Raw genomic sequence first — 24009 nt, 5'->3', positions numbered from 1 at the left:
CAGGTGTGTGACGGTAAGGGCAGGGCGTGCCCACTCTCAGCCCCCGGTCCCGGGACTCCCGTGTGTCGACTTCACGGTAGTCGCTAGCGTCGCGGTGTGCACAAAGCCTCCGAACGCCTCGCCGGATCCTTGCTCTATCTGTGCACCGACGCCCGGCGCGAGCGCGGTGACCTCGCCGAGTTTGCCGATGCGGCCCTGGCGGGCGGAGTCGACGTCATTCAGTTGCGGGACAAGGGTTCGCCGGGTGAGCAGCAATACGGGCCGCTGGAGGCGCGCGGGGAACTCGAGGCGCTGGCCGTCCTCGCCGACGCCGCCCGGCGGCACGACGCGTTGCTGGCGGTCAACGACCGGGCCGACATCGCCTTGGCCGTAGGCGCCGACGTGCTGCACCTCGGCCAGGACGACCTGCCGCTTCCGATCGCCCGCCGCATCATCGGCGACGGCCCACTGATCGGCCGATCCACCCACGACGAGGCGCAGGTGGCCGCTGCGACGTCAGAGGACGTCGACTATTTCTGCGTCGGGCCGTGCTGGCCGACGCCGACGAAGCCCGGCCGCCCGGCACCGGGCCTGGACCTGGTGCACGCCGCGGCGCGGTCCGGGACGCCGAAACCGTGGTTCGCCATCGGCGGGATCGACGCTGCGCGACTGCCGGAGGTCATTGCCGCCGGGGCACGCCGGGTCGTGGTGGTGCGCGCGATCACCGCGGCCGACGATCCGTCCGCGGCGGCGCGACAGTTGAAGGAAGCGCTCAGAGCTGCTTGTTGACCAGCAGCGGGATCGATGCCGACTCGGTGCGCAACCGCGCCCAGCTGGCGGCGAAGCCAGGGTGCAGGGGCAGATCCGCGACGTCGTCCTCGGCGACCCAGCGCAGTTCGGCACTCTCCCGATTGGGTGTGGTCGGCAGCTGTTCGGGGGCGTCGGCGATGACCGTCGTGTAGCTCCAATAGGTGTCGTCCTCACCGAACACCTCTTTGGTGATGACCTTCGTGCGCACCGTGAGCTGATCCTCGGACAGTCCGGCTTCCTCGTGCGCCTCCCGGATTGCAGCCTGTTCGACGGTTTCGTGACTGTCGCGCGCACCACCCGGCAGGCCCCACGTTCCACCCTGATGACTCCAGGCCGCGCGATGCTGCAGCAGCACCGCGGCCGAACCGTCGTGATGCGGCGCCCGCAGCAACAGACCCGCAGCACCATGCCTACCCCAGAACCACGAGCCGGTATTGGACACCACCCAGCCGTCGCCATCGCCGCGCACGCGTCAAGAATACGGACGCGCGTCTTCGATGAAGCTCTTAGGATTTTTTTATAGAGTGGAACCGTCGAAAAACGATAGCCGGAAAGCAGGTCCGCGCGCGTGACTGTGGAGTTGGCGCACCCGTCGACCGAGCCACTCGCGTCACGGTCGCCCACAACACCAGCGCACCCACGCTGGTGGTTCCTCTGGACCACCCCTGGCCGGATTCTGAGCATCGGTGTCGTGCTGTCCGCGTTGGTGATCGCGAGCGCCTTTGCCACGTCGACGACGATCAACGACCGCCAGGCGGCGTTGACCACTGTTCTCAACCACACCGAACCGTTGGCGTTCGCCGCGGGGCAGCTGTACACGACGCTGTCGGTGGCCGACGCCGCGGCGGCCACGGCGTTCATCGCCGGCGCCGAACCGCGCGACGTCCGGCAGCGCTACGAACAGGCGATCACCGACGCCTCCGTCGCGGTCACCAGGGCTTCCAGTGGGCTCACCGACGAGCCGATGGTGCAGTTGCTCGGCCGGGTGAACGCCGAACTGTCGGTGTACACCGGGCTGGTCGAGACGGCCCGCACCAACAACCGGGCCGGAAATCCGGTCGGCTCTTCCTATCTATCCGAGGCGTCGGCGCTGATGCAGACGCGGATCCTGCCCGACGCGCAGCGTCTCTACGAGGAGACCTCGGCGCGGGTGGACGCGGAGACCACGGCCTCGACACGCATTCCGGGTCCGGTGATCCTGGTCGTGCTCGCGACGTTGTTGTTCGGTATTTTCGCCAACCGCTGGCTGGCCCGCCGGACCCGGCGACGCATCAACATCGGCTTCATCGCGGGTGGGCTGGCGGTGCTGATCATGCTGGTGTGGGTCGGAACCGCGCTGATCATCTCGACCGCCGACAGCCGCAGCGCCAAAGACACTGCCGCCGAGTCGCTCAAGACCGTGACCACCCTGGCGATCACCGCTCAGCAGGCCCGCGCCGACGAAACCCTTTCACTGATTCGCCGCGGCGACGAGGACGTGCGCAAGCAGTCGTACTACCAGCGCATCGACGTCATGCAGCAGCAGCTGTCGGACTACCTTGCCCGCGACGACGTCATAGACAAGACCGATCTGGCCGACGCGGAACAACTGCTCAAGAAATGGCGGGCGGCCGACGACCGGATCAACGCCTACATCGCGGTCGGCAACTATCAGGCCGCCACCCAGGTGGCGCTCGGCACCGGCGAAGACGACTCCACTCCGGCGTTCAACAAGCTCGACGACGCGCTCGGCAAGGGCATCGAGGAGAGCCGTAGTCAGCTCCGCGGCGACATCGTCAACGCCCACCGCGTGCTGTCCGGCGCTACCGTCGGAGCAGCGGTGCTGTCCGTCGTCGCGGCGTTGGCGGTGGCACTGGGTTTGTGGCCGAGGTTGAGTGAGTACAGATGATGTTGCGAAAGCTCACCGCCATCCTCGCCGCGGCAGCGGTGGTGGCGGGGTGTGCGCAGGCGTCGTCGGTGATTCAGACACCCGGCGTGACGCTTCCTCCCCCGACCCCCGCGGGCATGGAGGAGATGCCGCCCGAGATCGTGCGCATTCCAACCGAACCCGACGACGAGTGTGACCGCACCGCGAGCCTGCGGCCGTTCAACAATCGGTCCGACGCCGAAGCGGCGGTCGAGAACATCCGGACCCGAGGACGACTCATCGTCGGGCTCGACATCGGCAGCAATCTGTTCTCCTTCCGCGATCCGATCACCGGTGAGATCACCGGTTTCGATGTCGACATCGCCGGCGAGATCGCCCGCGACATCTTCGGCACCCCCTCCCAGGTCGAATACCGCATCCTGTCGTCGGCCGACCGAATCGCCGGATTACAGAACAATCAGGTGGACGTCGTCGTCAAGACCATGACGATCACCTGCGAACGCAAGAAGCTAGTCAACTTCTCCACGGTGTATTTCAACGCCAACCAGCGAATCCTGGCGGCACGCGACTCGACGATCTCGGAGCCGTCGGATTTGTCGGGTAAGCGGGTGTGCGTCGCCAAGGGCACGACGTCACTACAGCGGATCCAGGAGATCACGCCGCCACCGATCATCGTCGGTGTCGTCGCGTGGGCCGACTGCTTGGTGGCGCTGCAACAGCGGCAGGCCGACGCGGTCAGCACCGACGACTCGATCCTGGCCGGGTTGGTAGCCCAGGATCCCTATCTGCACATCGTCGGACCCAGCCTCAACGAGGAGCCTTACGGCATCGGCATCAATTTGCAGAACACCGGGCTGGTGCGATTCGTCAACGGCACGCTGGAGCGCATCCGCCGCGACGGCACGTGGAACACGTTGTACCGCAAGTGGTTGACGGTGCTGGGGCCTGCCCCGGCACCACCGGTGGCGAGGTATTCGGGCTGATGGCAGCGGTACAGTCCGACGAATCCGATCCGGGTACCCAACCGGCCGGCCTCGACGACCTGGAATTCGACAGCGCCGCCACAATGCGGCCGATGGCCACCCAGGCGGTGTTCCGTCCGCACTTCGACGACGACTCCGAGGGAATGTCCGTCGGCACCGGCGAGACCGAGCCGCAGGATCACACGACGGCGACACGGGCGCTGTCTCCGATGCGCCGCCTCGGCGGCGGTCTCGTAGAGATTCCCCGGGTGCGCGCCAAGGACCCGCTCGAAGCGTTGATGACCAACCCGGTGGTCGCCGAGGGAAAGCGGTTCTGCTGGAACTGCGGCCGCCCGGTCGGCCGTTCCTCGGATGACGGCGAGGCGCTGTCAGAAGGCTGGTGCCCCCACTGCGGAAGCGCGTATTCCTTTCTGCCGCAGCTGAGTCCGGGTGACATGATCAACGACCAGTACGAGATCAAGGGCTGCATCGCCCACGGCGGTCTCGGCTGGGTGTACCTGGCCTTCGATCACAACGTCAACGAACGGCCGGTCGTCCTCAAGGGCCTGGTGCATTCGGGTGATGCCGAGGCGCAGAAGATCGCCATGCTCGAGCGTCAGTTCCTCGCCGAGGTCACCCACCCGGGCATCGTGAAGATCTACAACTTCGTCGAGCACGACGACAAGCACGGCAATCCGGTCGGCTACATCGTGATGGAGTACGTCGGCGGTACGTCGCTGAAGCAGGCCAAGGGCGAGAAGGTGCCGGTCGCCCAGGCCATCGGCTACATGCTGGAAATCCTTCCCGCCCTTGGCTATCTGCACTCGATCGGTCTCATCTACAACGACCTCAAGCCTGAAAACATCATGATCACCGAGGAGCAGCTCAAGCTGATCGACCTCGGTGCCGTGTCGACCATCAACTCGTTCGGATATCTGTACGGCACACCGGGTTATCAGGCGCCGGAGATCGTGCGGACCGGGCCGACGGTCGCCACCGACATCTACACCGTCGGCCGCACCCTGGCCGCGCTGACGCTGAACATGCGCACCCGCAAGGGCCGTTACGTCGACGGCCTGCCCGAGGACGATCCGGTGCTCACCGAGTACGACTCGTTCGCCCGGCTGTTGCGGCGCGCGATCGATCCGGATCCGCGACGGCGATTCGTCAGCGCCGAGGAGATGACCAGCCAGTTGCTCGGCGTCCTGCGCGAGGTGGTGGCCCGCGACACCGGTGTGCCGCGCCCCGGCCTGTCCACGGTGTTCTCCGCCTCGCGTTCGACGTTCGGGGTGGATCTGCTGGTGGCCCACACCGACGTCTATCTCGATGGGCAGGTGCATTCCGAGCGGCTGACCGCGCAGGACATCGTCAAGGCGCTGCAGGTACCACTTGTCGATCCGGCCGACGTCGGCGCGACCGTGTTGTCGGCGAGCGTGCTCACGCAACCCGTTCAGACACTTGACTCGTTGCGCGCTGCGCGCCACGGTGCGCTCGATTCTGAGGGCATCGATCTGTCGGAGTCGGTCGAACTACCGCTGATGGAGGTTCGCGCGCTGCTCGACCTCGGCGACGTCGCCAAGGCCACACGGAAGCTGGAGGATCTTGCCGAGCGAGTCGGCTGGCGGTGGCGGCTGGTGTGGTTCCGGGCTGTGTCGGCGATGCTGACGGCCGACTACGATTCCGCCACAAAGTATTTCACGGAGGTGCTCGACACCCTGCCCGGCGAGCTGGCGCCCAAGATCGCCCTGGCGGCCACCGCGGAGCTGGCGGGCGCGCAGGTCGACGAGGCGCCGCAGCGCAAGTTCTACGACACGGTGTGGTCCACCGACAACGGCGTCATCTCGGCGGGCTTCGGGCTGGCGCGTTCGCAGTCGGCGGCAGGAGACCGCGACGCCGCCGTGCGGACGCTGGACCAGGTGCCCGTCATGTCGCGGCACTTCACGACCGCCCGCCTGACGAGCGCCGTGACGCTGCTGTCCGGACGGTCGACGAATGAGATCACCGAGCAACACATCCGCGATGCGGCGCGTCGCGTCGAAGCGCTGCCGGACACCGAACCGCGCGTGCTGCAGATCCGGGCACTGGTCCTCGGCACCGCGATGGACTGGCTGGCGGACAACACCGCGAGCACCAACCACATCCTCGGCTTTCCCTTCACCGAACACGGGCTGCAACTCGGTGTCGAGTCTTCGCTACGCGCCCTCGCGCGGGTCGCACCCACCCAGGGCCACCGCTATGCGCTGGTCGACCTTGCGAACAGCGTGCGGCCCACCTCCACGTTCTGACGATCAGCAACGAAATCCGTAGCATCTGGCCGTGGTCGCAGGTGTTACGAGCAAAAATTCCCTCATCAAGCTGTCATAGTTATCCGACGGAATTCGTAGTAGCGTTTCTTTAAGGTTGAGATGAGAGCCAACCGGTGACGTCACAGCGGCTTTGAGAAGTAGGGCCTGATCCCTGACGGCATCCCAGTTCGACTGAGGAGGCCCACAGTGACCATCAGTACTTCTCGCGTATTCAGACCCGATCCCGAATCCATCGGCAGGCGCGAGGTGCACCACCGCGCGGTGTTCAGCGCGCACCGCGATGCCCCGTCGACGGTCACCGTCACCGTCGAGGGCGAGATCGACGCGGCGAACAGCCGTGAACTCGCCGGCTACGTCCAGCGTCACATCGCGGGTTCGACGCACGTGGTCATCGACCTACGGCTGGTGGATTTCCTCGGTACCGCGGGCTTGGCGGCGCTGCACAACATCAACGTGATCTGTTGCGGATGCGAAGCCACGTGGGTGCTGCAGGCCGGCAGGCAGGTCCGTCGTCTCCTCGCGATCTGCGATCCCGAGGGTGCGCTGCCGCTGGAGACGGCACCGCCGCTGCTCACCCCTGTTCAGTAACCACGGCGACGCAGGCCCTGGCGATCGCCAGCTCCTCGTCGGTGGGAACCACGAGCACGGCCGTTCTCGAGCTCTCCGCCGAGATCCGGCGTGCGACCTTGCTTGCCTCGGCATTGAGTTCCTCGTCGAGCTCGACACCCAGCGCCGACATTCCGCTCAGCGCGTCGCGACGGACAGCGGCGTCGTTCTCACCGACCCCGGCGGTGAAGGTGATGACGTCGGCCGAACCGAGCACCGCCAGGTAGGCGCCAATGTATTTGCGCAACCGGTGGATATAGACGTCGTAAGCCAATTGTGCTGCTGAATCACCGGATTCGATGCGCTGGTGGACGATCCGGAAGTCGATCTCACCGCCGAGGCCCAGCATGCCGCAGCGACGGTTGAGCATCGACTCGATGTCCTCGACGCTCATCTCGGCGGTGCGCGACAGATAGGTGATGATCCCGGGGTCGATATCGCCGGAGCGGGTGCCCATCACCAGGCCCTCCATCGGTGTCAATCCCATGGAGGTATCGACGGCACGGCCGCCGACTATCGCCGACGCCGACGCGCCGTTGCCGAGGTGCAACACGATTTGGCGCAGCGAATCCAGTGGTACACCGAGGAATTCGGCGGCCTGCTCGCTGACGAACTGGTGCGACGTGCCGTGGAATCCATACCGCCGGATGTTCCACTGCGCCGCGATGTCGCGGTCGATGGCGTAGGTGGCCGCGGCGGGCGGCAGGTCGTGAAAGAAGGCGGTGTCGAACACGGCGACATGCGGAAAATCGGGCAGCGCTTTGCGAGCCACTTCGATACCCAGCAGCGCGGGCGGATTGTGCAGCGGCGCAAGCGGAGACAGTTCTTCCAGCTTGCTGATCAAGGCGTCGTCGACCAGCGTGGGCCGATAGAGGTCCGGACCCCCGTGCACCACCCGATGACCAACGGCCACGAGTCCGGCCAGATCGTCCGCCAGTTCGTCGAACACCACTTGTAACGCTGCAGCGTGGTCGGGGACCCCCTCGTCGTCCCCGATCCTCTCGACTATGCCGTCGGCGATCATGTCGCCGGAATTTGCCTCCACGACTGCATATTTCAGCGATGACGAGCCCGAGTTCACGACCAGGACGCGACTCACAGCGTTTGCGCCTGAATCGCCGTGATCGCGACGGTGTTGACGATGTCCGCCACCAGCGCACCCCTCGACAGATCGTTGACCGGTTTCTTCAGGCCCTGTAACACGGGGCCGATCGCGATGGCGCCGGCGCTTCGCTGGACCGCCTTGTAGGTGTTGTTGCCGGTGTTGAGGTCGGGGAAGATCAGCACGGTGGCGTGCCCGGCGACGTTCGAGTCGGGCATCTTCGTCTTCGCCACCGACGGTTCGACCGCCGCGTCGTACTGAATGGGCCCGTCGACCAGCAACTCCGGCTCCCGCTGGCGTACGAGTTCCGTTGCGGCCCTGACCTTGTCGACGTCAGCTCCGGTGCCACTGGTGCCCGTCGAGTACGACAGCATCGCCACTCGTGGCTCGATACCGAACCTCGCGGCGGTGCGGGCCGACGATATGGCTATGTCGGCGAGTTGTTCCGATGTCGGATCCGGCACGATCGCGCAGTCGCCGTAGGCGAGTACCCGGTCGGCGAGGCACATCAGGAAGATGCTCGACACCGTCGACACGTCCGGCAGCGTCTTGATGATCTCGAACGACGGGCGCACAGTGTGGGCGGTGGTGTGGCGAGCGCCGGACACCATGCCGTCGACCATGTCGTTGTGCACGAGCATGGTGCCGAAATACGAGACGTCGTGAATGATCTCGCGGGCATGCTCGACGGTCACGCCCTTGTGCTTGCGCAACTCGGCGTACTGTTCGGCGAATTTGTCGCACAGCTCGCTGGTCTTCGGGTCGAGCACCGCTGCCGCCGAAAGGTCGAGACCCAGTTCAGCTGCCCGCGCGCGGATCTGGGCTTCCTCTCCGAGGATCGTCAGGTCAGCGACGCCGCGCTTCAGCAGCCGGCCCGCCGCGGTGAGGATGCGATCGTCGTCACCCTCGGGCAGCACAATGTGTTTGCGATCCGAGCGCGCCCAGTCCAGCAGCTGGTAGGTGAACATCTGCGGGGTGACGACCGAGGGCATCTCGATCGTCAACTGTGCGAGCAGGTCGGCGACGTCGACGTGCGCGTCCATCAGCGCGAGTGCGGTGTCGATCTTGCGCACCGAGGTGGCGGTGACCCTGCCGCGCGCCGACGCCACCCGGCTGGCCGTCTCGAACGTGCCGAACCGGGTCGCAAGGATCGGCAAGCGCAGACCCAGACCTGACACCAGCGAGGCGATCGACGGGTGCAGTTCGAGGCCACCGTTGAGGATCAGGCAGGACAGCGACGGAAAGCCCTCGGCGGCGTGCGCGCTCACGACGGCGAGCACGACATCGGACCGGTCGCCCGCCGTGATGACGGCAACCCCTTCGTTCAACCGCTCCAGTACGTGTTCGGCGGTCATACCCGCCACCAGCACGTCCATCGCCTCGCGTGAAAGCAGTGCGGGATCGCCTCCGATCACCGTCCCCTCGACGGCGGCCTGCAACTCGGCGACCGACGGCGCCACCAGCAGCGGCTCCTCGGGCAGCACGTAGCACTTGGGACCGAACGGTTCGAGCGCGGCAGCCAGGGCGCCCATCCCATCGGGGTCGCAGCGGTTGGCCACCACCGCAGCGGTGTGCGCGTGCTGGGCGCCGATCTCGGCCAGGCACACGTCGACGATCTGGGCGACCTGTTCGGGACTGCGGTCCTTCGCCTTCACTGCGAGGACGACGGGAGCGCCGAGGTTTGCCGCGATGCGCGCATTCGTGGACAGCTCGCTGGGGGCGGCGACGTCGGTGTAGTCACTGCCGACGATCAGCACGGCGTCGCACTGGTCGGCCACCCGGTGATAGCGGTCGACGATGTCGCCGATCGCTGCGTCGGGGTCCTCGTGCAGCTGTTGATAGCTGACGCCCACACAATCCTCATAGGGCAGTCCCGCGGTCGCCTGCGACAGCAACAGCTCGAGGATGTAGTCGCGCTCCTCGCCGAGGCGGGTGATGGGGCGGAAGACGCCAACCTTCGCGACGTTGGTGGCGAGCCGATGAAGGATGCCAAGGGCGATTGTCGACTTGCCCGTGTCGCCTTCCGGTGAAGCGATGTAGATCCCCGAAGTTGGCTCAGCGGGCACGTGGACAAGCCTAGGGCACGGGCGAGGCCGAGTGTGCGGCGTGCGGGCCGGACCGCTATTGACGTGCCCGTCATCAAGATCGCGTACGATTGCGGGGACGGCCTCGGGGGGCCGGTGAAACAGCCCGCACGGCGCGGATTACCCGCTGTGGGCCTTTGCCAAATATTGACGGCTGTGTGATTTTGTTCATATGTCACACCCAGTTACGGAATTTGCTGATACTGTGCATTGCAGCACAAATACGCCATCAGTACCGTGGTTGCCTTAGCAAATCTCATAACTGAACGTTCCTATTCAGGGCGTCCCCGAGGTGAATCTTGGAAACTTCCTACGTCACTCGCCTGCGCTCGTTTGCTCAGCAGGCTGCACGGTCACCGGGTTCGATAGCTGCCGCCCTGCCGGGACGAACCCGATGACAATCGCTCCGCCGATCGGCCCCGGGGCCGACGTGACGGTTCCGCTGAGGGCCCGCGGCTCTGCCGATGTTGCTCCGCTGCTCGGACTCGACCCCGAGGCGTTAACTCAGCCGATCCGCCTCGTGCCCGAGCGGCCCGATGGTCCGGAGACAGCGGGCACCTACATCCGCCGCTCCGGCGGAATATCGGCCGCCTTCCGGATCACGCTGATCACCGCGTCGACCGCGGTCGCGTTCGCGCCGGCCGTCTGGACGAACATCCGCACGATCCTCGACGGCTCGCCAACGGCGTATCTACTGCTGGCGCCGCTGTGGGCATTGATCGTCGCGTATTCGGTCGTCTACGAACCCCGTCACCGCGAGATCAACGACGCCGAGTTCGACATGATCCTCACGGTCGTGATCATGAGCATCGCCGGATTCTCGAGCAACCTCGCATTACCGCGCATCCCGGCAGCGGCAGCGTTCTGGCACGCCGAGTTGGTGCTGCCGATGATCTGGATCTTCGGCTTGTCGATCGCGTCGTTCGGCGTACGGCGCGCGTTCCGCGCTTATCCCGCTTGGCTTTTCGTGGCAGCATGCTTCCCACCGAACTTCCTGATCATCGGTGGCGTCCTCGGCGGATCGACCGTCGGGTTCGGATGGCTCACCGTCGGATACGCGGTCGCGGCGGTCACGATCGCGCTGCGTCGCAGCAAGCGCAAGTGGTATGTACCACCGATCCTCATGCTCGGCGGCGGCATCGGTGTATTGGCCCTGGAGGGCGCCCATCCGGCCATGGTGTACCTGGTCCCCGCCGGAGTGGTGACCGTCCTTGGCGCCCTTTCGGTGCGCACCTCGCATCAACCGTTCCGGCTGACACTGCCACCCCGATCGAAGGCTTTCGTCGTCGCGACGGTGTTGGCGACAGTGCTGACGGTTTTCGTCGCACCGCGACCCGCGCCGTACATCGACGCGTCCGACCTGGTTCGCGTCCAGCCCGACTGGGTGAACAGCCTGCAGAGTGCCGGCATCAAGGTCTCCGCGCCGACCACCTACGGCTGGGGTCCGCGCATCCTGGGTGACGGCGGTTCGGCGCGACGCTTCCGCCTCGAGCACGACGGGATGGTCGCTTACCTGGACGTCTTCTCGAGCCGAGACCTCGGCCGGTTTGCGTCGACACGGGTCGGCGTCTGGTACGGAGCCGCTCCGCCCGCGCACGTCGAAGAGATCTTCCGCAGCCGCGCGTCCGGTATCCAGACCTTCAACAGCCTCGACAACCGCATGGGCACGATCAAGTCGCCCGCCGACCCGGTCTGGGCGGCCCGCGGCTGGTACTGGCGGTACGGCCAGGGCCCCGACACCATCTACCAATCGGTGTACCTCGTCACGTCGCGCGCCGCGGCAGCGCCCGACACGGTACCGACGCCCGAACCCCCCGGCTACGTGAACACCGTGGCGCTGCCGATCGCCTGGCTCGTCAGGGCCGAGGCCAAGGCTCCGGACATCCCGCCGTATCTCAGCACCGAACTGACCGATCTCGCGCGGCAGATCGCGACGACGGCAAGCGAGCCCCGCCCATGACAACGACAGAGAATCGGTCGTCCCGGCCCGCGGAGTACTCGGCGAACCGCGTCCTCACGAGGCGGCAAGCCGGGTTCTTGGCCTCGATTCTCGTCGTCATCGTGGCCGGCGCCGTACTTGATTGGCGCCTGACCGCGATGGCGCTCCTCGGACTGTCTGCCGTCTACTTCGTAGTGTCGACCACGGATCGTGTCGTGCTGATGCTGCGCGCACTCGATGGCCGCACCGTGCTCCGGATCTCGGACGAGGAAGCGCTGGCGCTGTCCGAGAAGGATCTGCCGAAATACACCTTGCTGCTGCCGGTGTACGACGAGCCGGACATCGTCGAGACCCTGGTCCAGGGCATCGGGCAGATCGACTATCCCCGGGACAAGCTCGAGGTGCTGCTCATCATGGAGGCCGATGATGAGGCCACCATCAATGCTTTTCACTCTGCCGAGTTCGACTGGATCACACCGGTTCTGGTGCCCCCGAGTGATCCGCGAACGAAGCCGAAGGCGTGCAACTACGCGCTTGCGCACCATGTCCTCGACAGCGAGCTCACCACGATCTACGACGCTGAGGACATTCCCGACCCACTGCAATTGCGCCGTGTCGTCGCGCTTTTCAAGAAGCACGGTCCCGAGGTCGCGGCCGTTCAATGCCGCCTGGCCTTCTTCAACGAACGGCAGAACCTACTCACGAAGTGGTTTTCGCTGGAGTATGACCAGTGGTTCAGCTATGTGCTGTCGTCACTGGCCGCCAGCGGATGCGTGGTGCTGTTGGGCGGCACGTCCAACCACGTACGCACTTCGGTGCTCCGCGAACTGGGTGGCTGGGATGCGTTCAACGTCACCGAGGACGCGGATCTCGGTGTGCTGCTGGCGCGGTCGGAGTACAAAACACTGGTGCTGGACTCGGTGACACTCGAGGAAGCCAACGCCGACGTCGTGAACTGGGTGCGGCAGCGATCCCGTTGGTACAAGGGCTATTTGCAGACCTTCTTCGTGCATTTCCGCCGACCGATCGCCGCTTCTCGTCAGCTCGGTCTCAAACCGACACTGCGGCTCATCAACTTCACCGCGGGCATGCCGATCGCATGCATGATGAACCTTGCCTTCTGGACGTTGATGATTCTGTGGTACCTCGGCAAGTCGCACCTGCTCGACGACCTCTACGCCGGGCCGGTGTACTACCTGTGTCTGCTGCTGTTCACCGTCGGCAACCTCGTCACGATCATGGCCGGCCTGGTCTCGACACGCGCGATGGGCAAGCCCTATCTGTCGACAGCCGCCCTCCTGGTCCCGGGTTACTGGTTCCTCCAGGCCCTCGCAGCCGTCAAGGCTGTGGTGCAACTGATCTACAAGGCTTCCTATTGGGAGAAGACCGTGCACGGCCTGACCGTGTCGGGGAAGGCATGATGGTTAAAAAGCTTCTACTACAGCTTGTTTCAGTCGCTCTCCTGGTGACACTCGGCGCGATGTCACCGGCCGTGGGTACCGCTCAGCCCGAGGTCACCGCGGTGCCGACCGAGGAGACGCCGCCACTGAGCATGACGTGGGAACAGCTCGGAATGGGCCCCACCATCGGCTTCACCGCCGCGAACTCCGCTCAGACCGTGACGATTCCGGTGCCCGACGGCACCCAGCCGAGGATGTTCTTCGGAGAGCTGCAATCCATCGTCAACGTCACCGGTGGATACATCGAAATCACCGGGGAGGACGGCAGTCTTCTCGGTTCCGTTCCGATTCCCGATGTGACCCTCGGCCAGGTGACTGTGCCGTTCGCCATCGACATCTCGAGACTGACGATCCACGACCAAGCCGCCCGCATGAACATCGTGCTGCGTCAGGTGGGTGCCGACCCGATCTGTGGAAGCACGCCCAACGTCACGATGAATCGACTGTCCGTCGAATTCACGGGGCCGATCGTACTGCCCACCACCATCGATCAGTTCTTCCCGCCGTTGCTCTCCGGTATCGACGTCTACGTCGACCCGGCACCGACGACGTCGGAGTCACAGGCGGTGGTGACGCTGGCCGCCCTGTTGACCCACCACTACCGGGACATTCCCGTTGACTTCAGGGTCCTGCCGTTGTCACGCACGGTCGAACCGCCCGCCGAGTGGAACGCGATGCGCCGCACCATAGTCGTGCGCGATGACGAGAACGACGAAGGCGGGGGCGCGGTCACCGTCAGCGGCCAAGCCGGAGTGCCGTATCTGCTGGTCACCGGCAAGGGCGACAGCCTGGTCGACCAGACCGCACTGTTCAGATCGCAACTGTTGGCGATCAGCCAGACACCCACCGCTGCAATCGATTCCACCGAGTCGTTGGCGGTGCGCGGGACGAACACCGCCACCTTCGAACAGCTCGGCGCAGGCGGTCGTGTCACCGTGCTCGGTCAGTCGTCGCTGTACACGGGATTCGACACCGCCGTCTTCGGCCTCGCGAATCCGGGCAAGCTGGACGTGCACATGCTGGCGCACTACACATCGGTGAAGGACACCGAGAAGGGCACCCTGGTGGTCCGTTCTGGCGGCCAGGCGCTGTACTCGACAGAACTCAACGAGTCCGGCCTCGTCGACGCCACCTTCGCCGTGCCGGGTGATCTGGGCAGCCGGGGTGCGAACCTCGAGCTCGCCGTCACCTACGAGCCTGCGCCGGGAGCCTGCAATCCACGCACGGTGCCGATGACGTTCGAGATCGACGACGCCTCGACCGTCACCGCGGTGGGCGGAAATGTCTCCATGGGCGGATTCGAAGCGCTGCCAGTCGGATTCGCGCCGACGTTCCAGGTGGCGCTCGGCGGCTACGACACGAACTACATTTCCCGCGCCGTCGCGGTCATCGCGTCCGTCCAGAAGCTGACCTCGCGGGAACTGTTGCCCACACTGGTCGACGTGAAGCAGGCCGCGAACAGCGGATCCGGCGCGCTGATCGTCGCCGACTCGGCCACCATCGAGGGCACCGGGCTCGAGCCGCCGATCGCGCCGGAGAAGGACGCCGTGGAGGTGGATCTGCCGCCCGATGTGACCGCCAGAATTCCGGAAGGTCTCGGCAGCATGCAGGCGTTCGCCGATAACGACCGCACCGTCCTGCTCGTGACGACATCCGGTGACTGGTCATTGGTCAACCCCGTGTTCGACTTCCTCGCAACCCGCAAGGGCGGTTGGCGTGAACTCCGTGGTGACGTGGTCGTCGCGGGTGCCGGCGGAGTGGCCAAGAACATCACTGTCCGTTCCAATGGACCTGCCCTGCGTGTGGTCGAGACCAGCAACCGCTGGGTCCTCTGGGCCTTGATCGGCGCGGGGACAGCGGTCGTCGCGAGCATCATTGCCGCGGTGGCGCTCACCAGGCGCCGGAAAGCACGTAAGGCGTCGGTCGGGCAGCATGCGGCGCCGGGCTTCGACAGCTCGGGTCCATGACCACCACGCTCGTTCGGCCTGCCGAAAAGCACCACACCCCAGTTGAACCCGAAGTCACGTCGTCGGGGCGTCGTGCCGGCTGGTTGCTGTTCCTGGTCGGCTTCATAGGTTACGGCGCGCTGGGCTACTACCTGTTCAAGGTGGGCTACATCAACCCGGATGCCACCAGCCGGACCGGCAATGCCGGCTATACGGTGATGAGCAGGTACCCACACCTGGGTGCCGTCGGCTTCGTGTGGAATCCGCTGCCGAGCTTCGCGCAGATTCCGCTCATGCCGTTGAGCCACTGGTGGCCCGAACTGAAGACACTCGGCCTCACCGGCGTCATCCAGAGTGCGGCCTTCATGGCCGGTGCCGTCGTCCTGATACGACGGATCGCGCTCGACGCCAACGTCAGCACCCTGCTGCGCTGGACCGGCATTCTCGCGTTCGCGCTGAATCCGATGGTCATGCTGTACGGCGCCAACGGTATGAGCGAGGCCGCCTTCCTTTTCGTGCTGCTGTGGGCATGCCGCCGGTTGCTGCAATGGCGACGGACACACGGTGCCCTCGATCTCTTTTGGGCCGGAACCGCTTTCGGGCTCGGGTATCTCGTTCGTTATGAAGCTCTGATCGCCGCGGCTGCCGCGACCGTCGTCGTTATGGTCTATTCGTTCCGCCGCCACCAGAGGCTGACGAGTTGGCGCAGCGGCGTACAACACAGCTGGCATGACGGGGTGGTCGTCTCGTTTCCCGTCATCGCCGCATTCGCCCTATGGGCGCTGGCCGGTTGGTTGCTCGACGCAAGCCTGCTGGCCCAGTTCACCTCTCAGTACGGCAACAGTGCGCAGATCGAGGCCTCCGGAGTCGTGGGTGCCGACGATGTCGGCTTCATCCCGCTGCTGAAGGTCATCGCGCAGAGCGTATTCGGGATCCAGCCGTTGGTGGCCGTGGTGCTGATCGCGGTCGTCGTCGCTGCCTTTCTCCGCCGCCGGTCGATTCCTGCGGTTCCCTTGGCGATCTTCGGGTCGGTGCTGACCTTTCAGTGTGTGGCGATACTGCTGGGCTCCACCTTTGGGTGGTTCCGCTTCTTCATCGTGCTGGTCCCGATGTTGGTGGTCCTACTGCTCGTCGCCTGGCCGGAGAGTGAGCCGCCGTCGCGTCCCGAGAAATATTGGCGTGTTGGACTTTCCGGACTGATGATCGGCGTTTTGTTGACCTCGCTGCCCGTCACGTGGAAGTCCATGCTCGATCCCTCCATCGGGAAGGAGGAGTTCGGACTTCGTTCCGTCTTCTGGCCCGAGCAGTACCCGCGGGACAAATTCTGGTTCTTCTGGTCCGGCGAGGTCGCCGAGAACACCGTTCGCTGGTTCGACAGCCAGAACCTGCCCACCGGATCGGTGGTGATAGACACCTTCGGGTTGGCGCGGATGTGGCTGGCCTCTGAACGCCCCGACCAGTTCGTCGTGCGCAGCGACTACGACTTCTTCGACAAGCTGAACAACCCGGCCGAGATGGGTGTGAAGTACATCCTCGTGCCCCGACCCATGGGACTCGGCAAACTCGACGCGGTCAACATCCGCTACCCGACGCTGTGGAACACCGGCGCCGGTATCGGCACGCTCGTCATGACCGTCACAGGACCGACAGGTGGGCCGCAGTTTCGCATCTTCCGGATCCACGACCGGCCTGCGAATCCACCGCCACCCAAGCCCTAGACCGGGTAACTGGCGGTCGGGTCGACCGGAATCTCGATCGTGGTGGCCAGGCCGCGGTGGTCGGAGCCGGGCAAGGGAACCGTGCGCGCGGAAGATGCGACGCAGTTGTAGACGAGCACATGATCGATGCCGATCATCGGCTTACGCCACGGCTTGCTCGGATAGGTACGGGACAGTCCCGCACCCACCTGCTCACCCGCATCGCGATAACCCTCGTCGAGGAACTTGCGAAACGGTTGCATGTCGATGGTGGAGTTGAGATCGCCGGCGATGATCACCGCACCCGATCCCGCGTCGCGCGCGACGTCGCGCAGGGTCGCGGGGAACCTGGCCATGTCGTCACCGAAGATCTCCAGCGGCTGCACCCACGGTGCGGCGAGGTGTACGGCCAGCAGCGTCGGCGGGAACCGCACGCCCGGAAGCTGGATGCGGGCCCTCAGCATCGGCATCTGGTAGCCCTCGACGTGCCCGGTGTCGACGAGCGGGTACCTGCTCCAGATCCCGATTCCGAATGCCATCTCTTCGGGATTGAGCATGCGGTGCGGAAACGTCTCGCCCAACCCCGCCAGCCCGGCCGCAGCCTGGGGCGTCAGCTCCTGGATGACCAGCACATCGGCCGAAGATCGCGCCAGGTCCGCGACGGTACCCGAATCCGCCTCTCCAAAGCCAAGATTGGCGGTGACCACCCGCACGGCGACGCTCGGCACATCCGTGCTCTCGGAGCCGATGAACCGTGGTAGCTGGACACCGATCATCACCACACACAACAGGCCCGCGGCGACGGTCAGCACCCAACGCCGCGCCAACGCGAACAGGATCAGGGCGATGAGGGCCGCGACCGTCAGATACGGCGATGCCGCGGCGACGACGAGGATGGCCTCGTTGGTTATCGGCAGGTACCGCGACGCCAATCCGGCCGCGCCGACCACGAACGCGAGCACGCCGAGTACCGTCGTGAACACTCGAATCATGCTGTGCTCGTTGTGATCTCGGCTCAGCCGAGTCGGCGCAGCCGCGGCTCCAGATCTTTTTGAAACAGCTCGAGGAAACGGCGCTGATCGTGGCGGGGGTCGTGGAACACCAGGTGGTTCAGACCCCACTTGACGTACTGACCGACCATTTCGACCGCTTCGTCGGGATCCGACGCGACGATCCAGCGCTTGGCGACCTGCTCGATCGGCAGCTCGTCGGCGGCCTTCTCCATCTCCATGGGGTCGTTGATGCTGTGCTTCTGCTCGGCCGTCAGCGACAGCGGCGCCCAGAAGCGGGTGTTCTCCAGCGCCAGCTTCGGATCCGGATCATAGGAGATCTTGATCTCGATCATGCGGTCGATGGTGTCGGGGTCGCGGTCGGCGGCCTCCGCCCCTTCTTTTACGGCAGGTATGAGCTTGTCCTTGTACAGCTCCTCGCCCTTGCCGGACGTGCAGATGAAGCCGTCGCCCGCGCGGCCCGCGTACTTGGCCACCTGCGGTCCGCCCGCGGCGATGTAGATCGGGATCCCACCCTCGGGGACGTCGTAGATCGAGGCACCCTTCGTCTTGTAGTACTCACCCTCGAAGTCCACGCGGTCGCCGAGCCACAGCTCGCGCATCAGCCGGATGGACTCGCGCAGACGGGCGTAGCGCTCCTTGAACTCGGGCCACTCGCCCTCGTAACCCGTCGCGATCTCGTTGAGCGCCTCACCGGTGCCCACACCGAGGAAGATGCGGTCCGGGTACAGGCAGCCCATGGTGGCGAAGGCCTGGGCGATCACGGCGGGGTTGTATCTGAACGTCGGCGTCATCACCGACGTGCCGAGGAACAGCCGCTCGGTGCGCTCACCCACCGCGGTCATCCAGGCCAGTGAGAACGGCGCGTGACCACCCTCGTGGCGCCACGGCTGGAAGTGGTCGCTGACGGTGGCGCTGTCCATCCCGTGCGCTTCGGCGGCGACCCCGAGCTCGACGAGTTCTCGCGGGGCGAACTGCTCCGCCGACGCCTTATATCCGAGTTTCAGTTGAGGCACCTTTTATTTCTACCCTCCTGCCTAAACTCGCGACATGGCAGCAGCCCTGGACGCCGTCACAGACCGTGTCCACTTCGCTTACACCGACCTCGTCAACTGGACCCTCGTCACCGACGACGCCGGTGTGATCCTTATCGACACGGGATTCCCGGGTAACCGCGACGACGTGCTGGACTCGATGCGCCGGCTCGGCTTCGGCGTCGACGACCTGCGTGCAATCCTGTTGACGCACGCGCACATCGATCACTTCGGTTCGGCCATCTGGTTTGCGAAAACCCATGGCACCCCGGTCTACTGCCACGCAGCCGAGGTCGCCCACTCCCGACGGGAGTACCTGGAGCAGGCCTCACCGGTCGACATCGCCAAACACATCTGGCAGCCGCGCTACGTCAAGTGGTCCGTGGCGATCACCCGCAAGGGTGCGTTGACCCACGACGGCATTCCGAGCACGCAGGCGCTGACCGAAGACGTCGCCGCGGGCCTACCCGGCGCGCCGGTGGTGATTCCGACACCGGGGCACACCGGCGGACACTGCTCGTACCTGGTGGACGGCGTGCTGGTCTCGGGCGACGCGCTGGTCACCGGTCACCCGCTGGCATCGCGGACCGGGCCGCAGCTGCTGCCGAAGCTGTTCAACCATGACGAGGACGGCTGCCTGCGCAGCCTGTCCGCACTGGGGCTGCTCGACACCGAGGTGCTGTTGCCCGGTCACGGTCCGGTGTGGCGGGGTTCGGTCCGGGAGGCGGCGGCTCGGGCCCAGACTCAAGCCAAGGTGTTGTAGCCGAGCAGGAACAGCGCGGTGAGGCAGAGGCCGCAGGCCACCACGACGGTGGGCATCAGGATCATGCTGTCGAGTTCGTCGTCGTCGAGCACGTCACTGTCGAAGCGGCCGAACAGCAGCCGGGCGATGCCGGTCTTGCGGAAGGTCCGGACCATGGCCTGTACCGGCTTGGTCCGGCGTCTGCGGCCGATGTAGACACGCGAAGCCAGGCCGAGAATCGCCGTCAGCACGGCCGCGGCGAGGAGCAGAAACCCCACCGCCGGCTGTGTAAAGGCCATCGTCACCCCCGGTGTCGCCGCGGCACCTCCGAGTCAGCCTATAGGCCGAGATGATCCCGCAGAGTGTGCCCGGAATATCCGGTGCGGAACGTGCCGCGCTCCTGAAGAAGCGGCACGACCCGGTCGACGAACTCGTCGAGTCCGCGCGGCGTGAGGTGGGGCACGAGGATGAATCCGTCGCAGGCGTCGGATTGCACATGCAGGTCGATCTGTTCGGCGACCTGTGCGGGGGTGCCGACGAACTGCTCGCGGCTGGTTACGGCGATGACGAGTTCGCGGATGGACAGGTTGCCCGCCTCGGCACGCTCACGCCAGGCCGTGGCCAGTGCCTTCGGATCGCCGTGCCGTACCCGCCCCTGGGTGACGGTGGGATCGTCGGCCGGTTCGACGTCGGGCAGCGGGCCGTCGGGGTCGTAGCCGGACAGGTCGCGCTGCCAGACCTGTTCGAGCATCGCGATCGCGGTCTGCGGACTCACCTGTTGGTGCCGGATATGACGGGCCCTGTCCACCGCCTCTTCGGCAGTGTCGCCGAGCACGAAGGTGGCTGCCGGAAACACCTTGAGCCCCTCTGGATCTCGGCCGTACGACGCGGCGCTTGCCTTTACGTCGGCATAGTAGGTTTGGCCCGCTTCCAGCGACGAGTGCATGGTGAACGCCGCATCGGCGTATTTGGCCAGGAATGCCCGGCCGTCGGCGGAGTCACCGGCCTGCAGCAGAACGGGGTGGCCTTGTGGTGTGCGCGGCAGGGTGGCGAGGCCGCGGACGTCGAACTGCGGTCCCCGATGCTCGACGACACGAATCCGACCGGGGTCGGCGTAGATTCCGTTCTCGCGGTCGGCGATGACGGCGTCGGTTGACCAGCTGTCCCAGAACTCCCGGGCCACGGTGACGAACTCCTCGGCGCGCTTGTAGCGTTCGGAGTGGTCGAGAAAGCCGCCGCGGCGAAAGTTCTCACCGGTGAAGGCATCCGACGAGGTGACCACGTTCCAGCCGGCCCTGCCGTCGGACAGATGGTCAAGGGTGGCGAATTGCCTTGCCACTTCGAAGGGTTCGTTGAAGGTGGTGTTGATGGTTCCGGTCAGACCGAGACGGTCGGTGACCGCGGCCAGGGCGGCGAGCACGGTGAACGTGTCCGGCCGGCCGACGACGTCGAGGTCGTGGATGCGGCCGCGGTGTTCCCGCAGCCGCAACCCCTCGGCGAGAAAGAAGAAGTCGAACAGGCCCCGTTCGGCGGTCTGAGCGAGATGGACGAACGAGTCGAAATCGATCTGACTGCCCGATTCGGGACTCGACCACACCGTGGTGTTGTTGACGCCAGGAAAGTGCGCGGCAAGATGAATCTGCTTGCGGTCCTTGCCCTCTCGGCGGCTCACAGTCCCCACCTCTTCGCAAGCAGTTCGTGGCTGCGCAGCCGATCGTCATGGTCGTGCGTGACTGAGGTGACGACGAGCTCGTTCGCCCCGGTCACCCGCCGCAGGGACTCGAGCCTGTCGGCCACCTCCTCGGCGTCACCGACGAATTGTGTTGCGGTGCGGTCCTTCACAATCGCCAGCTGGTCATCGGTCAGCGGTTCGACGGTGCGGGGATCCGGGTACGGGACGGCCCCGCCGCCCGCGCGGATCGAGTACACCCAGTGGCCGTAACTCGACGCCAGATGCCGCGCCGTTTCGGTGTCGTCGGCGACCACCACGTCTGCCGACACGACCACGTACGGTTCGGCCAGTGCCGCCGACGGCCGGAAGGCCGCGCGGTATGCGTCGACCGCATCCAGCGCCGTCGCGGGGGTGATGTGATAGCTCGCGACGAACGGAAGCCCGCGTGCGCCTGCGACCTGTGCGCTCTGCCCCTTGCTGCTGCCGAAGACCCACGGCATCAACGCCGTTCCCTCCCCCGGCGTAGCGTGTGCGTCGACTGTGCCGATCGAATAACTGCCGTTGATCATGGCGAGAATGTCGCCGACCTGGTCGGCGAAGTCCGGTGCTACGGCCTCAGGCTGTTGCAGAACCGACATCTTCGCGCGCAACCGCGGATCGCGCATCAGCGCGCTGATGTCGAATGGCGGGGGTACAACGACACCGTCGACGTCGCGCCATTCCGTGGACGGCTCGGGTTTCGGGGTGGCCTCGTTGATCGCCTCGCTGCGGCGCTGCCCGGACCGGCCGATGCCGAGGTCGATACGGCCGGGGTGAAATGCGTCGAGAGTGCCGAAGGTCTCGACAACGGCGATTGCGGTCGTCTGGCCGAGTTGCACCGCGGCGGCGCCGACCCGAATGGTGCTGGTGGCAGAGGCGATCTGGCCGATGAGAACCGCGGGTTGGGCGGATGCGACCGAGACGAAGTGGTGTTCGGCGACCCAGTACCGTTTGTAGCCCCACTGCTCGGCGTGCTGGGCGAGGTCGACGGTGTTGCGCAACGCCGTCGCGGCGTCGGCACCTTCGCTGATCGGCGAAAGGTCGAGTATCGATAGCGGGACAGTCATGAGCTTGCCTCGGTATAGCGGTTTTCCGCGGCTGGTAGGCCAAGTCGATGCCGCAGCGTCTCACCTTCGTCGTAGCCCATGCGAAAACGGTTGGCCCGCTGCAGAATCGGCACGACGTCGTCGACGATTGCCGGCAGGTCCGTGACGTTGACCGAAGGACGCAGCCGGATTCCGTCGATGCCCATCTGCTGCCAGTCCATGATCAGGTCGACCAGTGCGGTCGGGGTGCCGTCGAAGACCAGCGCATCCGAACGTTCGTCGGTGATGCCGGAGAAGGAGACGAACACATCGGCGTACACCTTGAGACGGTTGCCGCCGACCTGCGCGACCTCGCCGAGGATGGAGCGCAGCGAGCCATCGTCCTTGGGTGTGATGAAGACCAGATCTGCAATGCGCGAAGCGAATTCGTAGGCTGGTCGTGCATGCGCCAGGGCGGCGACCACGGGCTGGCCCTGCGGCGGGCGGGGGGTGATCGACGGGCCCTTGACCGAGAAGTACTTACCGACGAAGTCGATGTAGTGCAGCTTGTCGCGGTCGATGAAGCGCCCGGTGGTGGCGTCGCGGATGACAGCGTCGTCCTCCCAGCTGTCCCAGAGTCGGCGCGCGACCTCGACGGCGTCGGAAGCTTCTTCGAACAGGTCGACGGCGCTGAGATCACGGCGGCCGAACAGCTCGGACTCGTGCGGGGTACCGCTGATCCTCACCTGCCAGCCCGCCCGTCCGCGGGAGACAAAGTCAAGTGTGGCAATCGCTTTGGACACGTGAAACGGTTCGGTGTGGGTGACGGTGGCAACCGGTATGAGTCCGATATGACGCGTCGTCGGAGCCACCCTGGACGCGACGAGGACGGCATCGGGTCGGCCGGCGAGCCATCGGGGTTCGATTTCGGCGCGGCGGCGGCGCTGCGGGGTGAGCGCGTCGTCGAAGGTCACGAAATCCAACAGTCCGCGTTCGGCGGTGGCGGCCAAGTTGGACCAGTAGCGCCCGCTGGTCACAGGCTCGCCGTCGGGTGTGTGACGCCAGGCCTCCGGGTGCCAGCCGTAGCCGTCGAGCGCCACGCCGAGGTGTAGGTGCCCGGTCATCGCAACCTCTTCTCGAAGGCGATCGGATATCCCTCGCTCGCGGCGGGCAGGGGCCCGGCGAGCCGGGTATATCCGGATGACAGGTAGAGCGCTTCGGCCTCGGGCTGACGGTCGCCGGTCGTGAGGTAAACGCTGCGGTAGCCCCGGGCGGCGATCTCACGCTCGAGTTCGGCGAGCATCGCCTTCGCATAGCCCCGCTGCCGGTGCTCGCTGTCGGTCCACATGCGCTTGAGTTCAGCCCTGGTGTCGTCGAATCGCCTGAACCCGCCGCCGGTCACGGGGATGCCGTCAAGCAGCCCGACCAGCAACGCGCCGTCCGGCGGCGCGAAGTCTTCGGCGGGGTACTCCTCGAGCAACCACTTCATGACCCGCTGCTCGGTGCCGCCGTATCGGCCGGCGTACTCAACCGCGAGCTCGGCCAGCAGCGGTGCGGCCAGCGCGTCGTGCTGGCTCACCGCCACGAAGCGGAGTCCGTCGACTGCCGGCATGCCCATCACTCAACTGTCTAACGCATGGCACGCGCCTGCATTCCGGAGCCGCGCATTCGCTCAGGGTGATTGGAAATTCGCCCAGTCCGCAGGCTGCCCTCGGATGGCGGTTTTTAC

Annotated in this window: 20 protein-coding genes; 10 read left to right on the top strand and 10 right to left on the bottom strand. The window is 65.7% G+C overall.

Translation table 11 applies throughout. From position 1 onward, the window contains the following. Nucleotides 1-96 precede the first annotated feature (96 nt). Nucleotides 97-768, top strand: a complete 672-nt coding sequence (thiE, locus tag G6N42_RS24760; protein WP_163734242.1) for a thiamine phosphate synthase — start codon at nt 97-99, stop codon at nt 766-768. Here the strand turns inward: thiE and G6N42_RS24755 are convergent. After that, nucleotides 752-1258 (bottom strand): NUDIX hydrolase, encoded by a 507-nt coding sequence (locus G6N42_RS24755; RefSeq protein ID WP_163734239.1) that lies wholly within the window; start codon nt 1256-1258, stop codon nt 752-754. The genes thiE and G6N42_RS24755 overlap by 17 nt on opposite strands. Before the next feature lie 99 nt (nt 1259-1357). Between G6N42_RS24755 and glnX the strand changes: the two genes are divergently transcribed. The 4 genes from glnX to G6N42_RS24735 all read left to right on the top strand — a co-directional run bounded on the left by glnX (nt 1358) and on the right by G6N42_RS24735 (nt 6512). Further along, a complete protein-coding gene (glnX, locus tag G6N42_RS24750; RefSeq protein ID WP_163734235.1) occupies nt 1358-2677 on the top strand; it encodes a protein kinase G-activating protein GlnX in 1320 nt (439 codons plus the stop codon). Next, complete coding sequence (locus tag G6N42_RS24745) at nt 2677-3639, top strand: glutamate ABC transporter substrate-binding protein (RefSeq protein WP_410506688.1); 963 nt, start codon at nt 2677-2679, stop codon at nt 3637-3639. The genes glnX and G6N42_RS24745 overlap by 1 nt, the downstream gene beginning before the upstream one ends. Beyond that, entirely contained in the window at nt 3639-5903 is a 2265-nt protein-coding gene (locus G6N42_RS24740) for a serine/threonine-protein kinase PknG (RefSeq protein WP_163734229.1), read from the top strand. Before G6N42_RS24745 ends, G6N42_RS24740 begins: the two co-directional genes overlap by 1 nt. Before the next feature lie 207 nt (nt 5904-6110). Beyond that, nucleotides 6111-6512: an STAS domain-containing protein gene (locus G6N42_RS24735; protein WP_163734226.1), complete on the top strand. Its 402-nt coding sequence runs from the start codon at nt 6111-6113 to the stop codon at nt 6510-6512. Here G6N42_RS24735 and G6N42_RS24730 read toward each other — a convergent pair. Both G6N42_RS24730 and pta read right to left on the bottom strand, forming a co-directional pair. Further along, nucleotides 6496-7629, bottom strand: coding sequence for an acetate kinase (locus G6N42_RS24730; RefSeq protein WP_163734223.1), 1134 nt, complete (start codon nt 7627-7629; stop codon nt 6496-6498). The two genes, G6N42_RS24735 and G6N42_RS24730, sit on opposite strands and share 17 nt — an antisense overlap. After that, nucleotides 7626-9698 carry a phosphate acetyltransferase gene (gene pta / locus G6N42_RS24725; protein ID WP_163734221.1) on the bottom strand — a complete coding sequence of 691 codons (2073 nt, stop codon included), beginning with the start codon at nt 9696-9698 and terminating at the stop codon, nt 7626-7628. Before pta ends, G6N42_RS24730 begins: the two co-directional genes overlap by 4 nt. 412 nt (nt 9699-10110) lie before the next feature. Between pta and G6N42_RS24720 the strand changes: the two genes are divergently transcribed. From G6N42_RS24720 to G6N42_RS24705, 4 genes are read left to right on the top strand one after another with little or no spacing between them, the layout of a single operon-like run. Then, nucleotides 10111-11676, top strand: coding sequence for a hypothetical protein (locus G6N42_RS24720; RefSeq protein WP_163734218.1), 1566 nt, complete (start codon nt 10111-10113; stop codon nt 11674-11676). After that, nucleotides 11673-13076 (top strand): glycosyltransferase family 2 protein, encoded by a 1404-nt coding sequence (locus G6N42_RS24715; RefSeq protein WP_163734215.1) that lies wholly within the window; start codon nt 11673-11675, stop codon nt 13074-13076. The genes G6N42_RS24720 and G6N42_RS24715 overlap by 4 nt, the downstream gene beginning before the upstream one ends. Before the next feature lie 59 nt (nt 13077-13135). Further along, a complete protein-coding gene (locus G6N42_RS24710; RefSeq protein WP_163734212.1) occupies nt 13136-15082 on the top strand; it encodes a hypothetical protein in 1947 nt (648 codons plus the stop codon). After that, nucleotides 15079-16779: a hypothetical protein gene (locus tag G6N42_RS24705; protein WP_163734209.1), complete on the top strand. Its 1701-nt coding sequence runs from the start codon at nt 15079-15081 to the stop codon at nt 16777-16779. Before G6N42_RS24710 ends, G6N42_RS24705 begins: the two co-directional genes overlap by 4 nt. Here G6N42_RS24705 and G6N42_RS24700 read toward each other — a convergent pair. Together G6N42_RS24700 and fgd are read right to left on the bottom strand one after the other, a co-directional pair. Then, nucleotides 16776-17750: an endonuclease/exonuclease/phosphatase family protein gene (locus G6N42_RS24700; RefSeq protein ID WP_163734206.1), complete on the bottom strand. Its 975-nt coding sequence runs from the start codon at nt 17748-17750 to the stop codon at nt 16776-16778. The genes G6N42_RS24705 and G6N42_RS24700 overlap by 4 nt on opposite strands. A gap of 23 nt (nt 17751-17773) precedes the next feature. Continuing rightward, complete coding sequence (gene fgd / locus G6N42_RS24695; RefSeq protein ID WP_163734203.1) at nt 17774-18784, bottom strand: glucose-6-phosphate dehydrogenase (coenzyme-F420); 1011 nt, start codon at nt 18782-18784, stop codon at nt 17774-17776. Between the two features lie 34 nt (nt 18785-18818). Here fgd and G6N42_RS24690 point away from each other — a divergent pair, with 34 nt between their 5' ends. Continuing rightward, complete coding sequence (locus G6N42_RS24690) at nt 18819-19565, top strand: MBL fold metallo-hydrolase (protein WP_163734201.1); 747 nt, start codon at nt 18819-18821, stop codon at nt 19563-19565. Here G6N42_RS24690 and G6N42_RS24685 read toward each other — a convergent pair. The 5 genes from G6N42_RS24685 to G6N42_RS24665 are packed head-to-tail and all read right to left on the bottom strand — an operon-like array spanning nt 19547 to nt 23898. Next, entirely contained in the window at nt 19547-19843 is a 297-nt protein-coding gene (locus G6N42_RS24685; protein WP_163734198.1) for a hypothetical protein, read from the bottom strand. The two genes, G6N42_RS24690 and G6N42_RS24685, sit on opposite strands and share 19 nt — an antisense overlap. A gap of 38 nt (nt 19844-19881) precedes the next feature. After that, entirely contained in the window at nt 19882-21216 is a 1335-nt protein-coding gene (locus G6N42_RS24680; RefSeq protein ID WP_163734195.1) for an NtaA/DmoA family FMN-dependent monooxygenase, read from the bottom strand. Beyond that, complete coding sequence (locus G6N42_RS24675; RefSeq protein ID WP_163734192.1) at nt 21213-22322, bottom strand: LLM class flavin-dependent oxidoreductase; 1110 nt, start codon at nt 22320-22322, stop codon at nt 21213-21215. Before G6N42_RS24675 ends, G6N42_RS24680 begins: the two co-directional genes overlap by 4 nt. After that, the gene (locus tag G6N42_RS24670; RefSeq protein WP_163734189.1) at nt 22319-23404 is read right to left on the bottom strand and encodes an LLM class flavin-dependent oxidoreductase; all 1086 of its coding nucleotides are present in this window, start codon (nt 23402-23404) and stop codon (nt 22319-22321) included. Before G6N42_RS24670 ends, G6N42_RS24675 begins: the two co-directional genes overlap by 4 nt. After that, a complete protein-coding gene (locus G6N42_RS24665) occupies nt 23401-23898 on the bottom strand; it encodes a GNAT family N-acetyltransferase (RefSeq protein WP_163734187.1) in 498 nt (165 codons plus the stop codon). Before G6N42_RS24665 ends, G6N42_RS24670 begins: the two co-directional genes overlap by 4 nt. Between the last annotated feature and the right edge of the window lie 111 nt (nt 23899-24009).

The organism is Mycobacterium gallinarum, from assembly GCF_010726765.1.
Lineage (GTDB): Bacteria > Actinomycetota > Actinomycetes > Mycobacteriales > Mycobacteriaceae > Mycobacterium > Mycobacterium gallinarum.
Note: the sequence above shows the minus strand (reverse complement) of the source record. Positions and strands in the feature narration are given on the sequence as shown.